Origin of the sequence: Proteus penneri, assembly GCF_022369495.1 — a bacterium.
GTDB lineage: Bacteria > Pseudomonadota > Gammaproteobacteria > Enterobacterales > Enterobacteriaceae > Proteus > Proteus penneri.
This window is the reverse complement of sequence record NZ_CP059690.1, coordinates 653,134-676,815: the sequence shown is the minus strand read 5'-3', so window position 1 is coordinate 676,815 and position 23,682 is coordinate 653,134. Positions and strand designations below refer to the sequence as shown.

Sequence of the window (23,682 nt, the reverse complement as noted above, 5' to 3'; positions counted from 1 at the left end):
TGCTACACAATAAATACATTATTTATCAATTAAAGGCAGAGTTAACTCACTCTGCCTTTTCACCCAGAAAAGGGATCGACACGGTGATGCTACCTTCAATACCTTTGCCAGAAAGAATTGACCAAGCACGACTGAAATGGACGTCGTTACAGCAACAACATCTCTATTTTGCCCCAGTACGCCATCACAGCCCCGCTTGTGCTTATGCGGTTTTATCACTAATTGATTCGGTAAAGCCTGACTATATATTAATTGAAGGCCCTGATACCTTTAATTCTCTTATTCCAAGCCTGACTGATAAAGACACCCTGCCTCCCGTGGCTATTATGGGGCAAGCAGAATATTTGCATAATGATGGTAACCAAGAAGGGCGTGAGAAATCACTGCACTCTGCCTATTTTCCATTTTGTGAATATTCTCCTGAATGGCAAGCATTGCGAGGTGGTTTACGCATCAATGCAAAAACACGCTTTATCGATTTGCCATGGGCAGCTCAGGTTAATAACGAAGAGTATAGTGATTCACAAAGTCGTAGCTTACAAAAAGAACGTTATTTAGCCCATAGCCAGTTTATTGCACAATTAGCCAAAAAATGTCATTGCCGTGATCATGATGATGTTTGGGAGCATCTTTTTGAGCTACGCAACATTGAAGCTTTAGCTGATTGGCAAACCCTCTTTAATGATACCTTTATTTGGTGTGCACTTGCGCGCCTTGATTATGAGCCAGAAGTACTTGAATCAGAAGGTTCTTCGCAACGTGAAGCTCATATGCTCACTCATATTCAAACCATCAAACAACAAGATCCTAATGCCAAGATTTTAATTGTGACAGGAGGATTTCATACCCTTGCATTAATTGAAGGTCTAGCCAATTCACAATCTCACTCTTTCGCCATTTCTAGCACAGAGCAAAAGCAATTCACTAAAATGCAAAGAATGGCCGAAAAAGAACAAGCTTGGCTTATTCGCTACAGTTTTGACCGATTAGATGCACTTAATGGCTATGCTTCTGGTATGCCATCTCCGGCTTTTTATCAACAAGTTTGGCAAAGTTTAATGCAACAACATCATGATAAATTAGAAAATAATGCTCTTGCTAAACAACCTACCCAAATTTATCGCAATAAAATGGGGATCGCATTTTTAAGCTCAGTGGCTCAATCTATTAGAGAAAAACAATTTGATAATCCACCTAGCTATTTAGCCGTAAAACTGGCTGCCGAGCAAAGTTTACGCCTTGCTTTACTGAGAGATCACGCTGGTATGGGTCGTTATGATTTGCTTGATGGTTTACAAAGTGCCTTTATTAAGGGCAGTTTAGATGATAGCCAAAGCGAGTTATGGACAGAAATTAAAACCTGTTTTTCAGGCTATCTTTTAGGCAAAATTCCATTAGGTACGGCAACGCCTCCTTTAGTCAATGAAACCTATGAGCGTGCTAGAGCGTTTCGCTTCAAACTGGATGATACATTAGCAAAAACCACTAAGTGTGATGTTTACCGCAACCCGCAACATCGCTTAAGAAGTCGTTTTTTACATTTACTGGCTTTCTTAGAAATTCACTTTGCACATCGAATCAATGGCCCTGACTTTCTTTCTGGTCATCAATTGGATTTATTATTTGAAGAGTGGCAGTACGCTTGGACACCTAATGTGGAAGGCGAGCTGATTTCATTATCAGAGAAAGGCTCACAACTTGAAGCTATCGCCTTAACTAAGTTGTTATCGATGGAAAAACAGCTTGAGGAGCAAGGGCAAAGCCGTTCAAGTCAAAGTGCCGTCACGTTATTAACACAAGCGGCATTAATTGGCCTCCACCAGCGCATTCCATCACTCTTTAAACTGTTAGATAGCTATATTCAGCAAGATTTTCGTCTTGAGTCATTAACTCAATGTGGACATAAATTGATCCATTTATGGCGAGGTCGCCAATACCTTGATATTACCGATGAGCTAGCACTGGAAAATCGTCTACATCAAGTTATTCCTCAAGCCTTTTTTTGCTTAGAACAACTCGCTCAAGGTGATGAACAACAACAAGAAAGCAATTTACAAGCTTTGCTCTCTTTACGTGAACTGATTGAATTTATGCCATCACTCAATAATCCACATGATTACAAAAGTGATTTCTATCAGCAACTCAATCGCCTTGATGGTCAACTAGATGCAGTTCCTTTATTAAAAGGTGCTGTTGATGCATTGCGCTATTTAGGCTCATATATTGATGAAACCACGCTGACAAACGCATTAAATGCCACGTTTAGTACAGGAAGTTCGCCTGAACAAGCTATTGGTTATTTTGTCGGGATGATGCGCACAGCACCAGAGCTTGTGATCCGCTTACCTTTATTGGTTGATCACTTAAATACCTTGTTACAACAATGGGATGAAGAACGTTTTATTCAGATCTTGCCTGATCTGCGTTTTGCATTTAGCCAACTTAATCCCAAGCAAAATGCAGAGCTTGCACAATATATTGCCAACGATATTGGTTTAGATACACAAGCGTTATCATTATGGCAGTCAGAATTTAGTGCTAAACAAATGATTGAAGCCACTAAACTCAATCAAAAACTGCAACAGCGTATAACGGAGCAAGGCATGATTTCTTGGTTTGATACTAAGAAAACAGAGAAAGGAGACAATGCCCATGAGTCAGCATAATGACGATATGCCTGAAGATAAAATACAACAAGCAAAACGCTGGCGCCTGATTTTAGGTCAATATGCAGATGATGCTCTTGGGCAAGCGACGTTTAATGCTGATGATTTAAAAGTTGAACGCACACTCGACTTTCTCTATCGCCGAGAATATCAGCGCCGAGGGCTTCGCCAAGAACGAGGACGTCATGGCTCACTCGATGCATCGCAACTTACTGCGGTAAACTGGTTAAATCAAGCACGTAAGCTATTCCCTAATAGCACCTTTGAACGTATGCAATCACAAGCTATTGAACGTTATCAAATCAGTAGCTTTCTTAAAGATCCCAATACGTTAAAAGCAATGGAGCCCACAAAAGTGTTAGCCAAAACACTATTAAGCTTACGTGGACGAATGAGCGAAGAAACACGAGATGCGGTTAAAACTATTATTCGCAAAGTGGTTGAAGATATTTTACGTCAAATTCGTAATAATTTTCGCCAATCGTTAACAGGTCGTCGTAACCGTTTTAGACGCTCTTTAGTCCCCAATAGTCGTAACTTTGATTGGCGTGCAACTATCGCGGCGAATTTAAAACATTACGATACTCAAAATCGCCGTTTAGTGATTGAAACACCTTATTTTAACTCACGGATGCAACAGCATTTTCCGTGGGATGTGATTCTTTGTGTTGACCAAAGTGCGTCAATGTCTAGTTCCATTATGTATGCGGCTGTTTGTGCCAGTATTTTAGCTTCATTGCCTGCCGTTAATGTCTCTTTAGTGGTTTTTGATACTCAAGTTGTCGATTTATCTCATCTAGCAGACGATCCTGTTGAGGTTTTAATGACCGTACAATTAGGAGGCGGTACTGATATTGCTGGTGCAATGCAATACTGTGAAAGTTTAGTCAAAAACCCTAAACGTACCGTTATTTCACTAATCAGTGACTTTGAAGAAGGTGGCTCATTAAACCGCTTATTAGATTGCACACAACGTCTTAATAGCCAACAAGTTAAATTATTAGGGCTTGCTGCACTTGATGATGAAGCTCAACCTGTTTATGACTCTGCGATTGCACAAAAACTCGCGGACAGAGGTATGCAAGTTGCCGCTTTAACACCAGAACATTTCGCGCAATGGCTAGCAGAGGTAATGCAATGAGTTGGCAAACCGTTTACTTTCATTACGATGAAGATGCGCTCACTGTATTTGCTAATGCAGGATTATTAAGACGCGCAAGAAAAGATGTTGATAACGAAAAAGTATCTCTCACTGATGCCAATACAGGGCAATTCAGTAGTGATGGACAAAATGTTGTTTTACACGAAGCGGGTATTCAACAAGCCAGTTGCGATTGTTCTGCATCTGGTTGCTGTAAACATATTTTAGCCGCCATTTTATGGCTCCAAGCTAATAATAGTGCTGATAATTCAAATAACGATAATAGTGGTGAAATATCATTAGAAGTCATTACTGAGCCTGTTGAAATCGCCCCTCTGTTACCCACATTATTTGCTCTTGATCCAGAAGCATTAATCAAAAAAGCGGGTAAACCAGCCTGTCGAGCAGCAATTAAATTAATTGAGCAATGGGAAAATATAACATTCAATCTAGAAGACACAGGAACTCAGTTAAAAATTCAACTTCCTGATGTGAATGAACCTGTTATTTTCTTACAAGCGAGTGGTTACGATGGCATATTATCGCCATTTTCTGACTCACAGAAAAAAGCCTTTCATCTCGCTATCGTGGCTAAATTATTTGAACAACATGCTCAACCATGGACATGGCCTGAAGATTTAATGACGGTGCAATCTTCTAAACGTCCTCTGAATGATGAAGAAATAGCTTTAATTAATACCATTGAACAATTTATTTATGATTTATTACGTCAAGGGCTATCACATATTAGCTTAAGCAGTGCCACACAGTTGCATTTATTAAATATGTCCGCTCGAGCGGAAGGTTTACCTCGTTTAGCGTCTTATTTAAGAACATTAAGCACTCAAGTCAAACTGTTGGCAGAAAGACACTTCACCATGGATGAAAGCAATGTCTTACGTTTATTAGCCCATATTTCTGCCTATTTATTCCAATTATCTAATGCGACACCAGAACAGTTAAAAGTGTTACGAGGGCAACTTCGTCGTCAATATGATGATAAAAAAAATAGCCTTTCTCTTATTCCTGTTGGGGCAAATTGGTGGACAGCACAAAGTGGCGCATTAGGAGCAACGTTTACCTTTTGGGATAGCGAAGAAAAACAGCTATTACAAGCGACACAAGCGCGCCCTAATCAGCTCGATACCTTGTTTAATCGTTATGGTGTTTGGAACAGTTTGTCATTATGGAAACAAACTACGGATAAATTAATGCGTCGTCCTTTTTTATTACAAGATCCTCGTATTTCTGATGAAGGAAAACTCGCCACTATTGGTGATAGCTTTGCTCAAAATCAAGCAGATTTTCTTGATATAACGGACTATAACAATTTACAAACTGAGCTAGGCATCAATAATTGGCAAGATTTACCTGATTACTTTGCCCATCAAACAGAAGGGTTTCTTTCCCCTCTTGTTTTGCATATCAAAAACTATAAACCTTTAATTTGGTATGAGGTTGAGCAATGCGTCATTTGGGAAGTATCAGATAATCATAAAAATTCAGCATTCTTGCGCCTCTATTGGGAAGGAACAACGCAAAATAATCTAGAAGAGTTGCGCTTTCTTACCAAAAAAGAGTTAGAAATTGTCGCCATCACGGTGCAACCCGTTCGGCGTGATCTCAATATAGACTTGTTACCAACGACTATTTGGATCAAAACAGAAAAAGGCATTGAACTGTTTTATCTCGATTTTGACCAATTTCCACGTAAGAAAAAACAATCAGGCTTTATTAGCCGTATTCAAGAATATATGGCTAAACGTAAGCAACAAACAGCAATGCATCACAGTGAACCGACATTAGCACAAAAGTTCTGTCGCCCTATTTTGTCTGTATTAGAAGCCCAAGCATGTACCGGACGGGAATTACTCTCAGAAATGCAAAAAGAGCAATTAGAAATAAGTAAACACACCGCAGACGATTTAGGGATGACATTAATAGCTGATCAATTAGCTTATTATTTGGCATTAACTTCCCGTGACTCACGGGCGTTATTACAGTTAATTTGGCTATGCGATAATCTGCAACAATTGCAGATCCCGTTACCTATTCAACTTAACGAGTAATTGATATTAGCGAAAAAAGCTATCTCTCTTTAATTTGGGAGATAGCTTTTAAGATAAGAATAAATGGGTTTATGCTGGATTATCAATATCAACAAATGTCACGTCGAAGTGATGTGTTTGAGCAAGCCATTCACCTAATGCTTTAATACCATAACGCTCTGTCGCATGGTGCCCAGCGGCAAAGAAATGAACGCCCATTTCTCTTGCAATATGAATAGTCTGTTCTGAAACTTCACCTGTTACAAAGGCATCCACACCTTGCTCTGCGGCATCTTGAATAAAGCCTTGTCCGCCCCCCGTACACCACGCAATACTGCGAATAGCGTCAGGTGCATTATCACCACAATGCAATACATTGCGTTGTAACGCTTTTTCTAAACGTGCTTTTAATTCAAGCGGTGTTAAAGGTAAATCAAACACGCCTTTAGGCACTAACGGTAATATTTCACCTTCAACTTTAACGCCCATTTTTAACGCTAATTGAGCATTGTTCCCTAAGATTGGGTGCGCATCTAACGGCAAGTGATAACCAAAAAGATTAATGTCATTGCAAAGTAATGTCTTTAAGCGATTACGCTTCATTGAACGAATAACAACAGGTTCGTTTTTCCAAAAGTAACCATGGTGTACTAAAATGGCATCAGCGTTTAATCGCACAGCCTCATCAAGTAATGCTTGGCTTGCCGTTACACCCGTTACTATTTTTTGAATATGAGGACGTCCTTCAACTTGAAGTCCATTAGGTGCATAATCTTGAAAGTTCTCAATGCTTAACTTTTCATTAATCACCAATTCCAGATCAGTATTCTTCATTTTATTTATTTCCCTGTTATCACGAATGCCATTATTTATATAACAATAAGATAAATAGCATTAGGTTAATAGCCTTCGTTTAAATGACTTATTACTGCTTATTGTAACGTAAAAATTAAAGATTATTTGAAGATAAGGAAAAACAAGAAGGTCACACTGGAAAGTACTTAAAGCGGGATGAAAATAACGCCCACATTTGCAGGCGTTATTTTTATATTCTGTTATTTGTGGCTGTTTAGCGCCATTTCTGATTTTGCCAACCAAACGGGTTTATCACTTGTTTTAGACCATACACGATGTATATAGCTATAAAATTGTGCACGTTTAGGATGAAAAATCATAACAGGAAATGCCACAACACCTAGCGCAACAGCACCAGAACGACGGGCTAAAACATGTTTTTTTGTATATTCGTTATAAGCTGGCATAGTGCCCTCCTGTATAGAGATTGATTTGATGGTGAAATTTTACCTCATTTGATGAAATTTTACTACTGATCAGACCACTTAATTCGTGCGAAAAATCACCTTTATTTTGCTTGATATGTAATTAAATTTCAGAATGGAAACAAAAAAGAAATATTTAATAAATTTTATTAACAATTGAATAACGATATTTTTACTTATCTTAAAGCGTGATAAGTAACACTAGTCATACGTTACCGAAAAGGTAAAATTTTAAATCAGCGAGGAAATGGGAGGAGATATGGAATATTAAAAAATACAAGTTTACTGCGAAACAAGACAAATTTAGCAGAAAAAGGAAAGGTTAAAGATATTATATACTAGCTAACTCTTTAAATAAATTAGGATTTTTATTAATAGCAATAAGCACTTTTGCTCTAATTTATCATTATAAAATGTACACACATAGCGTTTAAGATTAAATATGAATTCTTGTGCTACGGAGCGTTTTATTAAAAAAATCCCTCTATTTAAAGAGGGAGGTAATTTTGATTAAAATATTTTGCTTTATTTCTTAACCGTTTTACCTTTGCCACGTAGAGTTTCGGTTAAGCCTTTCAGAAAATACCTTACCAGCTGATCACCGCAATTACGGTAGTTTTTATGTCCTGGTTTACGAAATATCGCGCTAAGTTCTGGCTTAGAAACACGGAAGTCTGCAAGCTCATAAATCTTCAGAATATCCACATCTTTTAATTCAAAAGCGACACGCAGTTTTTTTAGGATAATATTATTTGTGATACGCTTTTCAACTTCAGGTGCAGGGAAGTTTTCATCTTTTCCACGACGATAAAAAATTAGGCCATTTAAAAAATGTCCCATCGCATTATCGTCACACTCGACAAATTCAGGTTCATCGTCTTTTTTCAGCCAACTATTGACTAACTCTTTTGTGACGGTGTAATCGGCTAGTTTCATGATTTCTACAACATGTGCATCACTTAGATCCAGCATGTAACGTACACTGCGTAAAACAAAATTATTTTGCATTATATTGATTATCCACTCTATTTTTAATTCTAAATCAACCTCAATGATGGATATCAATGCTGTGATCTAAAAATATTCAATAATTAAAAAATACACTCTACTTTTAGGTAGAGTGTATTCTATATAACTCGTTTATTGCACTAATTTATTTGTTAGCAAAAACATTATTTACTATTTCAATGGCTTCTTTTTCAATTAATTCACGGTGCTCGGGGCCACGGAAGCTTTCACAGTAAATCTTATAGGCTTCTTCAGTACCAGAAGGACGAGCCGCAAACCAACCGTAATCGGTCATCACTTTTAAGCCACCAATTGACGCGCCATTACCTGAAGCATGTGTTAAACGAGCTGTAATTGGGTCGCCAGCTAATGTGCTAGCAGTCACCATTTCAGGGGATAAACGTGACAACAGTGCTTTTTGTTCATGGGTTGCTGATGCTTGAATACGGTTATAGCTTGGTGAACCAAAACGTTGTGCTAATTCATTGTAATGTTCTTGCGGATCTTTACCTGTTACTGCTTTCATTTCGGCAGCCAGCAGGCATAAAATAATACCGTCTTTATCAGTTGACCATGGTTTACCATTAAAGCGTAAGAAAGATGCACCAGCACTCTCTTCACCACCAAAGCCAAACTCACCACTAAATAAGCCTTGAACAAACCATTTAAAACCAACAGGCACTTCAACTAGCTCACGACCTAAATCTGCCACAACACGGTCAATCATTGCACTTGAAACCAGTGTTTTACCCACTTTTACATCTTTAGCCCATTGTGGACGATGACGGAAAAGATAGTTAACCGCAGCCGCTAAATAGTGGTTAGGATTCATTAAACCAGATGGCGTCACAATACCATGACGATCGTAATCTGGATCGTTAGCAAAGGCTAAGTCAAATTTATCACGCAATTGTAATAAACCTTCCATTGCCCATGGTGATGAACAATCCATACGAATAACGCCATCATGATCGAGCGTCATAAAACGGAATGTCTGATCGACTTGATCGTTAACCAATTCAAGATCAAGACCATAATATTCACCAATGCGTTTCCAATACTCAATACCGGAACCACCTAATGGATCAACACCTAATTTTAAGCCGGCTTTCTTAATGGCTTCCATATCAACAACGTCACCTAACGCTTTGACATAAGGCATAATTAAGTCTTGAGCTTCAATATAACCACTCGCCAATGCTTCATCATACGAAAGACGCTTGATCCCTGCTAAATTATTTTCAAGCAGTTCATTAGCACGTTTTTCAATAACCGAAGTTAAGTCAGTATCAGCAGGCCCACCATTTGATGGGTTATATTTAATACCGCCATCTTCAGGTGGGTTATGTGATGGCGTGATAACAATGCCATCAGCAATATCTTGATGTGCATCGTTGTAAGTCAAAATAGAAAAAGAAACTGCCGGTGTGGGTGTATAGCCATTATTTTCTTGAATAACCACTTTCACTTTATTGGCAGCGAGTACTTCTAAAACAGAAATAAACGCAGGCTCTGACAGTCCATGAGTATCTTTACCCACGTAACATGGCCCTGTTACTCCATTTTTTGCACGTACTTCAGCAATAGCTTGTGCAATTGCCAAAATATGGGCTTCATTGAAGCTATGGCGATTTGCACTTCCACGATGACCAGATGTACCAAATTTCACACGATGAGCATTATTGCTAACTTGAGGTTTAAGTGAATAGTATTGAGACGTTAATTGCGCCACATTAATCAGATCACTTTGACGAGTATGCTGCCCTGCTCTTGGATGAATTGCCACGAACCTTCTCCTATTAGACATCACAATCACGCTTTAAACAAAAGCCTTTGCAATGCATCAATTAACAATAGTGGTTAGATAGTTCCACACACCTTATCAATCTCATTTGCAGGAAATTGCATATCCTGCATGATGCTTTGTACCATTGTTCTTTTACGCTCTGTGTTCGAGTTAGTAATAACCCAAAACGGCGTACCTGAAATATGGCGCGGTTTTGTATGACGCCCACTATCGAGTAATGTTTGTTCATCACCAGCAAAATAGATGCGTGTTCGTCCATGTACTGTTTCAGCAGATTGAGTAAAAGTAGCACTATCTAGGCTATATAACGTAGAAAGGATCTGTAAAAAACGATCAACTGATTTTGTTTTTTCTGCATAGCTGTCAGATAACAACAGTTCTCGCATTTCACGAACCGGATTTTTTGCTGGTGTAATCGATTTAGGTTCAGCTTCCTGTTTCATAACAGGTGCTTGTACTGACTCAGTGACGACGACTGGTTGTACGGGCTGTTTGGCATCGAGCTTCAGTAGACGCCTTAAAATATCTGAAGCGCTTTCACCGATATGCCTAGTTTCGCTAGCAATATAGCGGTAAAGTTCGTCATCAATTTCTATCTTTTTCATTGCTACCCAGTACTGTTTTCAAAAAAAGTAATTAGGATTATAAGATATAATCTTTAAAAACAAAATAGGTAAAATTTCAATAACTTAAAGAAGATCTATTCAAGATCCTACCGTTTGAAAGGCTAAGCTCGGTATTTATCCTATTGTTTATCTTGGTATCATCTTCTATTCTTTGAACTTATTCACACAAAATCAGTTTTAAATTCAAACATATCACACCACCGACCACCAAATAATATAAAATCCTGACTATTTATTTTTTAGCAATGTTAACATTTCAATTTCTTAAATAACTTTAGAGCATATATCTATAAAATATTATTTTATGGATTTTTATAAATTTATCTTATTAATTATTTCTGAGTTTCATTACTCTTTTATATTATTGCGATAAGTTGGCTTAGCATCTTGTGCATGTCATCATAGAAAAAATCGCAATCATTTTGGTCATTAATATGAAACTCAATACATTATTAAATTATCAATTACACCAACCTGAAACTACACCTGCGCCTGCATCTAATTTACCTATCGTCTTGATCCACGGCCTCTTTGGTGACCTCAATAATTTAGGCGTTTTAAGTCGCGCACTTCGTCAAGATAATACCGTGATACAAATTGATGTGCGTAACCATGGACACTCTCCTCATAGCGAAAGTATGAATTATCAAGATATGGCGCAAGATGTACTTGCATTGCTTGATAATTTAGCTATCCCAAAAGCCATTATTATTGGGCACTCAATGGGAGGCAAAATTGCGATGGCGATGACAGCATTAGCCCCCGAACGTATCGCAAATATTGTTGTGATTGATATGTCTCCTGTTGCTTACAACGTTCGCCGTCATGACAAAATTTTTGCTGCGCTTGAAGCCGTAACAGAAGCTCAAGCCACACGTCGTCAAGATGCTATGGAAATCATGCGCCCTTTTATTGAAGAGGAAGGTGTGATCCAGTTTTTACTCAAATCATTCAAAAATGGTCAGTGGCTATTTAATTTACCTGCAATAAAAAATGCTTATTCAGACATTATTGGCTGGCAAGAGGTGCCTGCTTGGCATCATCCTGTATTATTTATTCGTGGCGGTTTATCACCTTATATTTTAGATGAGTATCGTGAAAATATAGCTCGCCAATTTCCTCTCGCAACCGCCTTTGTTGTCGCAAACACAGGGCATTGGGTGCATTCAGAAAAACCCGATACCGTTATTAAGGCCATTCGTCGTTTTTTAGAAAAAGCTTAATTAATAAACGTTATAGCTTAAAATAACGCCACTGAAAAATGAGAATGTCATAGAGTGTATAATTATTGTGCTTAAAAATAGTGTCTGTTGATAAAAAGACCAAATCACAATAGGTTAAATTAAGGAAGCAGTGGCGAGACATCACTATGTGGGGTATTATTGGGCGTTTCGCAATTTAGTCATTGGTATACGCCCTTTCACAGCAAAATTTATGGCAAAAGAACAAACTGATCGCACCACTCTGGATTTGTTCGCAGATGAACGCAGACCTGGGCGACCTAAAACAAACCCGCTTTCTCGGGATGAACAGCTTAGAATTAATAAACGCAATCAATTAAGACGTGATAGAGTCAATGGGTTACGTCGAGTTGAGTTAAAATTAAATGAAGATGCTGTGAATGCTCTCAATGAGTTAGCGACAGAAAGAAACGTCAGTCGTAGTGAACTTATTGAAGAAATATTACTAGAGCAATTGGCGCAAAATCACGCCTTAAAAATGCATCAAAACAAAAATAGCTAGCAGATAAACCACACAAATTCGACAGAATTAGCCTGCTATTTTCGTCAAAATACATTTTTAGTTTTCTATTATGAAAACACAATGCTTATCTTTCACTAGTAATTGTTCAAACACAGACAAATATACTCTAAATATTTTAAAGTGTAGCTAGGTGACAAGTGAATGAGTCACTAGGAACATACAAAAAGTATGTAACTTGTGAGAATAGACGTAGTCAATAACGCTACAATTTGAAATATAACGAATTTAGAATAAAAGAGGTTATCTCACTTTATGGCAATCATAGGAATATTCTTCGGCAGTGATACTGGCAACACAGAAAATATTGCCAAAATGCTTCAAGAAAGACTGGGCGCTGATAATGCCGAAGTTCATGATATTGCAAAATCTAGTCAAGAAGACATCGAAGCGTTCGATATTCTGTTACTAGGTATTCCTACTTGGTATTATGGTGAAGCACAATGTGATTGGGATGATTTTTTCCCAACACTAGAAGATATTGATTTTAATGGTAAGCTTGTTGCACTATTTGGTTGTGGTGACCAAGAGGACTACGCAGAATATTTCTGTGATGCAATGGGTACCATTCGCGATATTATTGAGCCTCGTGGTGCAGTTATCGTCGGACATTGGCCAACTGAAGGCTATCATTTCGAAGCCTCTAAAGGACTTGCTGATGATAATCATTTTATCGGTCTTGCAATTGATGAAGATCGTCAACCAGAATTAACCGAAGAGCGTGTTGACGCTTGGGTTGCTCAAATCAAAGAAGAAATGAGCTTAGACGAAATTCTGGGATAAAATAAATTCTCAATATTGAGAATGATAATTATTCAATGGTGTGCTAAGATAGTGTGATAGGTGGGGTGTTTATTTTTAAATATCATGCCTATAATCAATAAGGTTATTTATTCACCCGAGTATTAATGAATAAAACCTATTTGTGAGCACAAAAATTAAATTCACCATTAGCAACAGGATTAAATCCGCATGACCGACAATAATAAAGCGTTAAAAAATGCTGGGTTAAAAGTTACACTTCCTCGCTTAAAGATCTTGGAAGTGCTCCAGGATCCTGAGTGCCATCATGTCAGTGCTGAAGATCTCTATAAAAAACTCATCGATATCGGTGAAGAGATTGGTCTGGCAACCGTGTATCGCGTCTTAAACCAATTTGACGATGCTGGTATTGTTACCCGTCATAATTTTGAAGGTGGTAAATCAGTATTTGAATTAACTCAACAACACCATCACGATCATTTAATTTGTCTTGATTGTGGTAAAGTTATCGAGTTTACAGATGATGCGATTGAAGTGCGCCAAAGAAACATCGCTGAACGTCATGGTATCAAACTTTCCAATCATAGCCTTTATCTATATGGCCACTGCGCTGAAGGTAATTGTAAAGAAGATAGCCACGCACATGATGAGAAATAATTCATTCTGGATAATCTCTCAGTAAAAAAAAGGAACTGCCAACAGTTCCTTTTTTATTGCCTAAAATCCGAGGATAACTCTACTTAGCTACACTGATGCTGTGTTTAATATGCTTTAAATGAACCACGATAGTAAATGTAACAATGACTAACAATGACCAAGAGCCCCATTTTCCTGCATGTACTGCAGACCAAGCACCCATTTGATTAGGATATTGCCATACACCAAAAAATGTACCGAAATTCTCAGCAAGCCAAATAAAGAAACCTATTAAAACAAAAGCCAATAATAGTGGCATTTTTCGCTCTGTATCATAAGGCGTAAAGTAAACCACACTACGAGCATAAAGACCTAAAATAAAGGCAGTTAAATACCAGCGATAATCGCCGATAAAGTGATGAGAAAAGAAATTAATATAGATAGCGAGCGCAACCAAAGTTGCCATCCAATAAGGTGGATAATGTTCAATTCGTACTTTTAAAAAACGCCATGCTTGAATTAAATAACTTCCTACTGCGGAGTACATAAATCCTGTAAACAAAGGAACTTCCCATAATTTAGTGTAAGCAAAATCAGGGTATTTCCACGATCCAATTGCCGCTGATGTTTTAAATAATTCCATCACAAAACCAACAATGTGGAAAAAACAGATCGCTTTTAATTCATCCCATGTTTCGAGTTTGCCCCATACCATCCATAATTGGAAAGCAATAGCGAGAATAAGTAAAACGTCATAACGAGGTATTCCTAATATTCCTTTACTTGGTGTTGCAAATAAAATAAAAAAGAAAAACCCCGCAAATAAACAAGAACGCGCTTCTTTCACACCAAAAAAAAGAAATTCAACAATAAATCGTTTTATACCTCTAAAGGGCTTCAATGGTGGTTCTAATAAAAAATCATCCAGTCGCTTTAACATGCTTCTTCCTGAAAACGTGCATTATTAAATAGCATTCAATGCAAAATAATAAATTAAGGAGAGATAAAATGAATGAGAAGAAATTTGCCATAGAATGAAAAAACGTACAAGGATGAAAAGAACGAAGAAAAAGAAAGGATTTAAAAATAAAGGTATTTACCCCCCACTACGATACCCACTCTGACTGCCTATTAGGGTAAATACCTTACGCAAATTTTGCGAAATAACTGAAGCACAAGAGATAAACATAACCCACTCACATTTATCTCAGACGGCATGACATGACGACTTTACTTCTTACTACTGCTGACAACTTCACTTTATTAACGAGGCTAATTTTTGAGAATAATATTTATTCTTTTTAATTTATCCCTACTCTTTCTATTACTTATTTTTACTCATCGTAATCGTATTTAACTTTTTATTTTATTCAGGATAAAGTGCAATTAATGCACTTTATCCTCACTCTGATATTAGAAAATAGTAAATGGCATAATTACGTTAAACTTAACGTCTTTTTCATCTTGGAAGATATTACCAAAACCACCTTCATAACTTGGGATATCGGAATGGTTATCATAACGGGTATAATGAAGCTTAAAGAGTGTCCCTTTAGCGCGACCTTCTTGAACCGTATACATAATATCCGCATTCCATGCACTTTCTCTGATGCGCTGACCTTGATCATAAATGGCTTTACCACTTGGCTTAGCATCCCATGCATAAACATAAGAAGTGCCTACCGCCCAGCCAGATAGATCCCAATTTTTCAGATCGTACATTACACCCGCATAAAGTGCTTTTTCACCATTGGCGTTAAAGTCAGAACGACCATCCCACCAAATATCAAGACGACCATTTGATGTCGCCCAACCCGGCGTCATACGTTGTAAGAAATAACCTTGATTGCCTTCGGCTTTAACCCATGTTCCTTCTACTTTGAAGTCAAATACATTGTAGGTATAACCAAAAGTCAGTGCTTGTAACCATGCCAGCCCATCATAAACGTCATTAACACCACCACCGGTCACTTTATCTTTAGCACCGTAGAATTGGTAAGATGTTCTTAATGCATTATCAGCAATTGGGAAATCATAAGAAACTTTACCAAAATACTGATCGATATAACCATCGGCCTGACCAAATGCAGCTTCTAACACTAGGCTGTTTTTAAAATCATATTTGGCGCCAAAAGAGTGAAGATAGCTGATATTGGTTTCTAGATCAGCTTTACGGAAGTTATACATATTCCGATACCATGGTGCTTTATATTCATCTGTCCACATATAGGAGAAAGATAATTCACCGCTTTTATCGAAGTCGAAAACAGCACCCGCTTCAGCACCGCGGTAAGTTCCCGGTAAGAAGCTCCAATGTGGACGCAATAACGTTTGACCTTTAGGTTGAATATATCCCCCTTGAGCCCAGAAATTGCCTAATTTGAATTTTGCAGCTGCTTTATAAACGCTTAAGCCACTGCGATCGCCAGTCCATTTTTCATCCCAGCGACTTTTTGCGTCACTAAAACCGATTTCGTTAGGTGCTGCGGGGCCACTATTATTCAATTCAGCCGCACCAAAGGCAGCTAAATCAATACCAATAAAATCACCAAGGTAACCTGATGAGAAGTCTAGATTAGCGTTGAAAGTAGAATGGTGTAGGTTAGCTTTGTATTTGCCGTAATCAGGACTATTTGGTGTTAACTCTTTTCTATCACGATCACGTTGCCAATAAAAAAGGCCGCCTGTTAGGGTTGAGTCCTCAATAAATCCTTCAGCATGAGACATTTTTGCAGGTAGTGCAGTTACAAGCAATGCGCCCATAACGACAAGTGCCACCCTGCCTGGTTTAGCATGTTGCATAACCATAGCATTGTTTCCTCTTTGACTTTGACTAAAAAAGAAATAAGCACAATGCCTATTTCCAAATATAAAACCCCAAGTGGGGAAAAAACCTAAATTAGGTTAGAAACAGCATATTTTTCGCGACGCGAATTATCAACCAAAAAAAGAGAATTTTTATCAAAATATGACCAAGGGCACATAACTAAATGATCGTTTCATTTTCTTGCTTTTATAATCCCTCATTAAAAATAAATATAACAAATTGATTTTATTTAATTTTTACACCAATCTTTAAACGATATTAGATTTCGTTTTTATTAAAAGGAATAATAAGTAGTGCTTATAAATAAGCTTTTTTAACGATGTAAAATATGTGCATTCAATCACACTTTTCTTACTACAGTCTTATTTAATGAAATGGTATGAAAAAACGGAAGAATAAAGTGATAACAAGTTAATTATTTCAAATGAAACAAATAAAAAGTTATCGTTTGAAATGAAAAAATTGAGATTAATTGATCCCAGAAGAATAAATATTAAACATAAACAGATGAAAAATCGTACAATCTTAAAAAGAAAACAGATGAAAAAATGCTCGATAACTTAATTACCGAGCATCCTATTAATTTTGGTACTAACGATACTTAATACAACTCAAAATAAGGTTTAAATTAACCTTGTTGAGAAATCTTCGCCCAAGTGTCGCGTAAGCCCACGGTACGGTTAAACACAAGTTTATCCGCCGTTGAAAGCTTATCAACACAGAAGTAGCCTTCACGCTCAAATTGATACGCTTTTTCGATAGCTGCATCTTTTAAGCTACGTTCAACAAAACCTTCACGAATAACTAAAGATTCAGGGTTAATTGTTGATAAGAAATCATCTTCTGCCGCTGGATTTGGCACACTAAATAGACGGTCATAAAGACGGATTTCAGCAGGAATAGCGTGTGGAATGCTCACCCAGTGAATAACGCCTTTTACTTTACGTCCATCAGCAGGATCTTTATTTAAAGTCTCAGCATCATAAGTACAGTAAATGGTTGTGATTTCACCTTGCTCGTCTTTTTCAACACGCTCAGCTTTAATAACATAAGCATTACGTAAACGTACTTCTTTACCTAGCACCAGACGTTTATATTGACGGTTTGCTTCTTCTTTGAAGTCTGCGCGATCAATATAAATTTCACGGCTAAATGGCACTTCACGCGTCCCCATTTCCGGCTTATTTGGGTGATTCGGCGCAGTTAAAATCTCTTCGCCTTCTGGCATATTTTCAATCACTAAACGAACCGGATCGATAACCGCCATTGCACGTGGTGCATTTTCGTTTAAATCATCACGAATACAAGATTCTAATGCAGCCATTTCAACATTGTTTTCTTGTTTCGTCACACCAATACGTTGGCAGAACTCACGAATAGATTCTGCTGTATAACCACGACGACGTAAGCCTGAGATCGTTGGCATACGAGGGTCATCCCAACCATTCACAATGTTTTCTGTCACAAGCTGATTCAGCTTACGTTTTGACATCACTGTGTATTCAAGGTTAAGACGTGAGAATTCATATTGACGAGGATGACAAGGGATAGTGATATTATCCAGCACCCAATCATATAAACGACGGTTATCTTGGAATTCTAAAGTACATAAAGAATGTGTGATATTTTCCAGTGCATCAGAAATACAGTGGGTAAAATCATACATTGGATAAATGCACCATTTATTTCCAGTTTGGTGGTGTTCAGCAAATTTAATACGATAAAGCACCGGATCACGCATAACAATAAACGGTGATGCCATATCAATTTTCGCACGTAAACACGCTTTACCTTCTTCAAAGCCACCAGCACGCATTTTTTCAAATAGTGCTAAGTTCTCTTCTACGCTACGTGAGCGATAAGGGCTGTTTTTACCAGGCTCTTTTAATGTACCGCGGTATTCACGAATTTCTTCAGCGCTCAACTCATCGACATAAGCTAAGCCTTTATTAATCAACTCAATCGCATATTGATAAAGCTGATCAAAATAATCTGAGGAGTAATGAATGCTACCTTCCCATTGGAAACCTAACCACTGAACATCTTTTTGAATTGAGTTGATATACTCAATATCTTCTTTTACTGGATTGGTATCATCAAAACGTAGATTACATTTTCCCTGATAATCTTTAGCAATACCAAAATTCAGGCAAATTGATTTCGCATGGCCGATATGAAGATAGCCATTAGGTTCAGGTGGGAAACGCGTATGAACGCTATCATGTTTCCCAGTAGCCAGATCTTCGTCAATAATTTGACGAATAAAGTTCGTTGGGCGGGCATCTGCCTCATTCATGGTCATTTTTTCCTCAAAGCAAAACGCATAATTAACCCACTATAATCCAATAAGCAGGTTTCATAAATACCTTAGCTAAATACACCCCTGAGATATTTATCAAAATAGAGATAAAAAAACGGGAAGTTCGAAAGACTCCCCGTTTTATCGTCTTATTTAACCATCTCTTTATAGAGGATTAAATATCTGTATAGAATTTATTTTAATACTTTGTAGATAACGGTTTTATTTCCAACCACTTCACCTGTAACTTGTTCAGCAATTTTATCAAAATCATCGATATTGCTAACAATCACAGGGCTTATCATCGATTTAGCATTAGCATTCAGATATTCAAGATCTAATTCTAAGATAGGTTGACCAACTTTAACCTCTGCACCTTCTTCAACTAAACGCTTGAAGCCTTTGCCACCTAACGCAACGGTATCAATTCCCATATGCACGATGATTTCAACCCCATTGTCAGTCTCAATACAAAATGCGTGGTTTGTATCAAAAATCTTAACAACAGTACCTGTCGCAGGCGCCATTACGATATTAGAAGTTGGTTTAATTGCTACACCATCACCAACAATACCACTAGAGAACGCTTCATCAGGCACATCTTTCAATGCCACGATTTCACCATCAAAAGGCGCAATCATTTCAAGTAATACTTTTGAATTTGTGTTGGCTTGTTTTACAGCTGTTTTTTCCGTAGATACTGTCGAGGTAGCAGGCGCTTCATAAGCGGCAACAGGGCCTTGTGTTAATACATCACGCATCGCGTTAGCGACTAATTCAGCACGCGTACCCACAATCACTTGAACACTTTGTTTGTTTAAACGAATAACACCTGATGCACCTAAACGTTTTGCATAGGCATCATTAACAACTGTGGCATCTTTTACATTTAAGCGTAAACGGGTAATACAAGCATCAATACCGGTTAAATTATCAGAACCACCGATAGCCGCGATATATTGACGCGCTTCTTGCTGGATACCTTCTTTACTATTTGCTGGCGCTGTTTTGATATCTTCATCATAACCATCCGCTGTTTCATCACCAATCACTTCATCTTCACGACCCGGCGTTTTCAGGTTGAATTTAGTAATAGTGAAACGGAAAATACCGTAATAAATAAAGAAGAAAACAATACCTTGAACAATCAGCATGTACCAATGAACAGCTAGTGGGTTGCGTGAAGATAAGAACATGTCCACTAAACCTGCACTAAAGCCGAATCCTGAAATCCACTCCATGCTTGCCGCGATATAAACAGAAATCGCCATTAAGAATGCGTGAATAACATAAAGCACTGGTGCCACGAACATAAAGGAGAATTCAAGCGGTTCAGTAATACCGGTGAAGAAAGCAGCAAATGCACCAGCAAGCATGATACCTGCAACTTTTGCTTTGTTCTCTTTACGTGCACAGTGATAAATCGCTAGTGCTGCACCCGGTAAGCCAAACATCATTACTGGGAAGAAACCTGCTTGATAACGACCTGTTACCCCCACAGTTGCTAAGCCAGAATCAATAGCTTGCTGACCTGCTAGAAAATTAGGAATATCGTTAATACCAGCGACATCAAACCAGAATACAGAGTTCAACGCATGGTGTAAGCCAACTGGAATTAATAAACGGTTAAAGAATGCATAGATACCCGCACCCAATGCCCCCATATCTTTAATACTTTCACCGAAGCTGACTAATCCACCATAAATCACAGGCCAGATATACATCAGAATAAAAGCGACGATGATCATTAAAAATGAGGTTAGGATAGGAACTAAACGGCGACCACTAAAGAACGACAGTGCGCGAGGCAGTTCAACGCTACTAAAGCGGTTATAAAGCTCGGCAGAAAGTACACCAACCAAGATCCCAACAAACTGGTTATTTATTTTACCAAAAGCAACGGGAACCTCTTCTAAAGGTAGACCTTTGATCATTGACACCGCTGCTGGAGAACAGAGTGTTGTCACGACTAAGAACCCAACAAATCCTGTTAAAGCGGCAGCGCCGTCTTTGTCTTTCGACATACCATAAGCAACACCAATGGCAAACAAAACTGACATATTGTCGATGATAGCAGCACCAGATTTGATAAGTAAGGCAGCAAGCGCGTTATCGCTACCCCAGCCTACTGGATCAATCCAGTAGCCAATCCCCATCAGAATTGCTGCTGCAGGTAATGTAGCAACAGGCACCATCAGCGCCCGCCCTATCTTCTGCAGATAACTTAAAATATTCACAAACTCCCCCTTGGATAGCCCCTATGCGGGATCTTATTCATACTCATTCATATTTTATAATAAAATTGATGAGCTAATTATTTAATTCCATTTTTAGTCTAAAAAAATTATTTTGTATCGCAAATTAATTAGTCATAATTTGTGATTGAAGTCACCAATACCGTATAATTTTTAGCTGAAATGCTGGCTAAGTCAGAAAGCTTATTTTATGATTAAAAATATCTTTTGGCGGGACATTTCGATCATCAGCTAAAAATGAAAAGAAATTCGTGTTATACACTCTAAATCATTCGAGTTGCAGGTAGGCTGCAAGCAAAGATATCCCGATGAGTATACTCATGTATGTGATTCGGGTAGCTGAGCGTAGCCACCCCCCCTGCAACTTGAAGGATGACGAGTATAGATGAGCCACTGATAATCACACGATAAAATAACACGTTACTGAGTTATCAGATTTGTCTTTTTTCTATGAGGTTACTATGAGGTTAATCCCCCTATCCACGGCAAAGCAAGTTGGTAAGTGGTCTGCAAATTACATCGTTGAAAAGATCAACGCATTTAATCCAACGGCAGAACACCCTTTCGTACTTGGTTTACCGACTGGTGGCACGCCATTGGCGACATATAAAGAGTTAATTGAATTACATCGTGCAGGAAAAGTTAGCTTCCAACACGTTGTGACGTTCAATATGGATGAATATGTTGGTATTCCATCAGATCATTCACAAAGTTATCGTACTTTTATGTATGAAAACTTCTTTAATCATATTGATATTAAAGATGAAAATATCAATTTATTAAACGGCAATGCAGAAGATCCGCAAGCAGAATGCGAGCGTTATGAGGCTAAAATTAAGTCTTATGGCAAAATCAATTTATTTATGGGCGGTGTAGGTAACGACGGTCACATTGCATTTAATGAACCTGCGTCATCACTCTCTTCACGCACTCGTATGAAAACGCTAACTGAAGATACACGCTTAGCAAATTCACGTTTCTTCGACAATAATGTTAATCATGTTCCTAAATATGCACTGACCGTTGGTGTAGGCACATTATTAGATGCTGAAGAACTAATGATTTTGGCGACAGGTTTTAATAAAGCGCAAGCAGTACATGCAGCAACGGAAGGCGCTGTTAACCATTTATGGACGATTTCTTGTGTTCAACTTCACCCTAAAGCTATTTTAGTGTGTGATGATCCTGCAACAATGGAATTACGAGTAAAAACATTGCGTTATTTCCAACAGATTGAAGCGCAAGAGTGTCAGAAATACCAAGACTAAGTTTAGTAAAATAAGTACCTACTGATTAAGTAGCGGAAAAGGCTAAACTTTCTTACTTATCAGCCAGAATTTGCTGGCTGATATCGGCTTTTTTAGATTGACTTCCCTTATCAGGAGACAAAGGTATGTTTGCCTTAACAAATGCTGTTATTTATACAGGTTACGACCGTTTAGAAAACCACGCCATTATTATTAACGGCTCCCGTATTGAGCAGGTTTGCCCACAGGATCAGCTGCCAAAAGATATCACTGTTCGTGATATGAAAGGTGCAATTGTCTCTCCCGGCTTTATTGATTTACAGGTTAATGGTTGTGGTGGTGTACAATTTAATGACACACCAGAAAATGTCACTGTTGAAACATTAGAAATTATGCAAAAGGCGAATGAACGTTTAGGTTGCACTAGCTATTTGCCAACGCTAATTACCTGTTCTGATGAATTGATGAAAATAGGCATCGAAGCAACTCGTGCTTATATGAAGAAACATGAAAATAAAGTATTGGGATTACATTTAGAAGGTCCTTATATCAATGTGATTAAAAAAGGGACGCATAATCCACAATACATTCGTCAACCAAGTGCTCAGATGATTAACTATTTGTGCGATAATGCTGATGTCATCGCCAAAATCACCCTTGCGCCAGAAATGGTTGATGAAAAGTATGTTCGTCAATTAATCAAAGCAGGTATCATTGTTTCTGCGGGGCATTCCAATTCAACTTATGAAGAAGCACGTAAAGGATTCCGTAATGGTATCTCATTATCGACTCACCTTTACAATGCTATGCCTTATATTACAGGCAGAGGCCCGGGGCTTGTAGGCGCCATTTATGATACACCAGAGGTTTATGCTGGTATCATCGCCGATGGTTTACATGTTTCATGGGCAAATATTCGTAACAGTAAGCGTTTAAAGGGTGAAAAATTACTTTTAGTCACAGACGCAACTGCGCCAGCGGGGCTTGATCCTAATAAAAATGAGATGGATAGCTTCGATTTTGCCGGTAAAACCATATATTATCGTAATGGTCTTTGTGTCGATGCAGATGGCACATTAAGTGGATCATCACTGACCATGATTGGTGCGATTAAAAATAGCGTGATCCATGTAGGTATTCCATTAGATGAAACCTTGCGGATGGCTACACTTTATCCTGCTCGTGCGATTGGGATAGAAAAAGAACTCGGGACAATTGAAGCAGGAAAAATTGCTAATCTCGCTTCTTTTGACAAGGACTTCAACCTTTGCACAACATTTGTCAATGGTATTGAAATAACTGATAACTAATGGATGTAT

18 protein-coding genes are annotated in these 23,682 nt (G+C 38.1%); 9 read left to right on the top strand and 9 right to left on the bottom strand.

From position 1 onward, the window contains the following. Window positions 1-83: 83 nt before the first annotated feature. Genes H1225_RS02940 through H1225_RS02930 form a run of 3 tightly spaced genes read left to right on the top strand, consistent with a single transcriptional unit; the run spans window position 84 to window position 5,876 of the window. Complete coding sequence (locus tag H1225_RS02940; RefSeq protein ID WP_161707293.1) at window positions 84-2,666, top strand: DUF5682 family protein; 2,583 nt, start codon at window positions 84-86, stop codon at window positions 2,664-2,666. Next, window positions 2,653-3,807, top strand: a complete 1,155-nt coding sequence (locus tag H1225_RS02935) for a VWA domain-containing protein (protein ID WP_006537676.1) — start codon at window positions 2,653-2,655, stop codon at window positions 3,805-3,807. The genes H1225_RS02940 and H1225_RS02935 overlap by 14 nt, the downstream gene beginning before the upstream one ends. Beyond that, the gene (locus tag H1225_RS02930; RefSeq protein WP_161730016.1) at window positions 3,804-5,876 is read left to right on the top strand and encodes an SWIM zinc finger family protein; all 2,073 of its coding nucleotides are present in this window, start codon (window positions 3,804-3,806) and stop codon (window positions 5,874-5,876) included. The genes H1225_RS02935 and H1225_RS02930 overlap by 4 nt, the downstream gene beginning before the upstream one ends. Before the next feature lie 69 nt (window positions 5,877-5,945). Here the strand turns inward: H1225_RS02930 and H1225_RS02925 are convergent, their stop codons facing one another. The 5 genes from H1225_RS02925 to seqA all read right to left on the bottom strand — a co-directional run bounded on the left by H1225_RS02925 (window position 5,946) and on the right by seqA (window position 10,555). Next, complete coding sequence (locus H1225_RS02925) at window positions 5,946-6,689, bottom strand: type 2 GTP cyclohydrolase I (RefSeq protein ID WP_072062926.1); 744 nt, start codon at window positions 6,687-6,689, stop codon at window positions 5,946-5,948. 221 nt (window positions 6,690-6,910) lie between these two features. Continuing rightward, window positions 6,911-7,117 carry a YbfA family protein gene (locus H1225_RS02920; protein ID WP_006537681.1) on the bottom strand — a complete coding sequence of 69 codons (207 nt, stop codon included), beginning with the start codon at window positions 7,115-7,117 and terminating at the stop codon, window positions 6,911-6,913. Window positions 7,118-7,660: 543 nt separating this feature from the next. Further along, window positions 7,661-8,143 (bottom strand): YehS family protein, encoded by a 483-nt coding sequence (locus tag H1225_RS02915; RefSeq protein WP_109847456.1) that lies wholly within the window; start codon window positions 8,141-8,143, stop codon window positions 7,661-7,663. 145 nt (window positions 8,144-8,288) lie between these two features. Then, window positions 8,289-9,929, bottom strand: a complete 1,641-nt coding sequence (pgm, locus tag H1225_RS02910; RefSeq protein ID WP_115065173.1) for a phosphoglucomutase (alpha-D-glucose-1,6-bisphosphate-dependent) — start codon at window positions 9,927-9,929, stop codon at window positions 8,289-8,291. Window positions 9,930-10,003: 74 nt separating this feature from the next. Then, the gene (gene seqA / locus H1225_RS02905; RefSeq protein WP_109400674.1) at window positions 10,004-10,555 is read right to left on the bottom strand and encodes a replication initiation negative regulator SeqA; all 552 of its coding nucleotides are present in this window, start codon (window positions 10,553-10,555) and stop codon (window positions 10,004-10,006) included. A 455-nt stretch (window positions 10,556-11,010) separates the two neighbouring features. Here seqA and ybfF point away from each other — a divergent pair, with 455 nt between their 5' ends. The 4 genes from ybfF (at window position 11,011) to fur (ending at window position 13,756) form a co-directional block, all read left to right on the top strand. After that, the gene (gene ybfF, locus H1225_RS02900; protein ID WP_109847453.1) at window positions 11,011-11,799 is read left to right on the top strand and encodes an esterase; all 789 of its coding nucleotides are present in this window, start codon (window positions 11,011-11,013) and stop codon (window positions 11,797-11,799) included. Window positions 11,800-12,010: 211 nt separating this feature from the next. Next, window positions 12,011-12,319 carry a LexA regulated protein gene (gene ybfE, locus H1225_RS02895; protein ID WP_036912278.1) on the top strand — a complete coding sequence of 103 codons (309 nt, stop codon included), beginning with the start codon at window positions 12,011-12,013 and terminating at the stop codon, window positions 12,317-12,319. Window positions 12,320-12,592: 273 nt separating this feature from the next. Beyond that, entirely contained in the window at window positions 12,593-13,120 is a 528-nt protein-coding gene (gene fldA / locus H1225_RS02890) for a flavodoxin FldA (protein ID WP_004244384.1), read from the top strand. Between the two features lie 189 nt (window positions 13,121-13,309). Continuing rightward, the gene (fur, locus tag H1225_RS02885; protein ID WP_006537692.1) at window positions 13,310-13,756 is read left to right on the top strand and encodes a ferric iron uptake transcriptional regulator; all 447 of its coding nucleotides are present in this window, start codon (window positions 13,310-13,312) and stop codon (window positions 13,754-13,756) included. A gap of 79 nt (window positions 13,757-13,835) precedes the next feature. On the opposite strand, the gene H1225_RS02880 is transcribed toward fur, so the two are convergent. From H1225_RS02880 to nagE, 4 genes are all read right to left on the bottom strand, one after another. Beyond that, window positions 13,836-14,675: a DUF817 domain-containing protein gene (locus H1225_RS02880; protein ID WP_072062931.1), complete on the bottom strand. Its 840-nt coding sequence runs from the start codon at window positions 14,673-14,675 to the stop codon at window positions 13,836-13,838. A gap of 473 nt (window positions 14,676-15,148) precedes the next feature. Then, window positions 15,149-16,543, bottom strand: a complete 1,395-nt coding sequence (chiP, locus tag H1225_RS02875; RefSeq protein WP_161707285.1) for a chitoporin ChiP — start codon at window positions 16,541-16,543, stop codon at window positions 15,149-15,151. A 647-nt stretch (window positions 16,544-17,190) separates the two neighbouring features. After that, window positions 17,191-18,858: a glutamine--tRNA ligase gene (glnS, locus tag H1225_RS02870; RefSeq protein WP_072062933.1), complete on the bottom strand. Its 1,668-nt coding sequence runs from the start codon at window positions 18,856-18,858 to the stop codon at window positions 17,191-17,193. A gap of 197 nt (window positions 18,859-19,055) precedes the next feature. Continuing rightward, entirely contained in the window at window positions 19,056-21,098 is a 2,043-nt protein-coding gene (nagE, locus tag H1225_RS02865; protein ID WP_109400671.1) for an N-acetylglucosamine-specific PTS transporter subunit IIBC, read from the bottom strand. A gap of 479 nt (window positions 21,099-21,577) precedes the next feature. Between nagE and nagB the strand changes: the two genes are divergently transcribed. Both nagB and nagA read left to right on the top strand, forming a co-directional pair. Beyond that, window positions 21,578-22,384, top strand: coding sequence for a glucosamine-6-phosphate deaminase (nagB, locus tag H1225_RS02860; RefSeq protein ID WP_069370072.1), 807 nt, complete (start codon window positions 21,578-21,580; stop codon window positions 22,382-22,384). Between the two features lie 125 nt (window positions 22,385-22,509). Beyond that, window positions 22,510-23,673, top strand: a complete 1,164-nt coding sequence (gene nagA / locus H1225_RS02855; RefSeq protein WP_006537702.1) for an N-acetylglucosamine-6-phosphate deacetylase — start codon at window positions 22,510-22,512, stop codon at window positions 23,671-23,673. Window positions 23,674-23,682 lie beyond the last annotated feature (9 nt).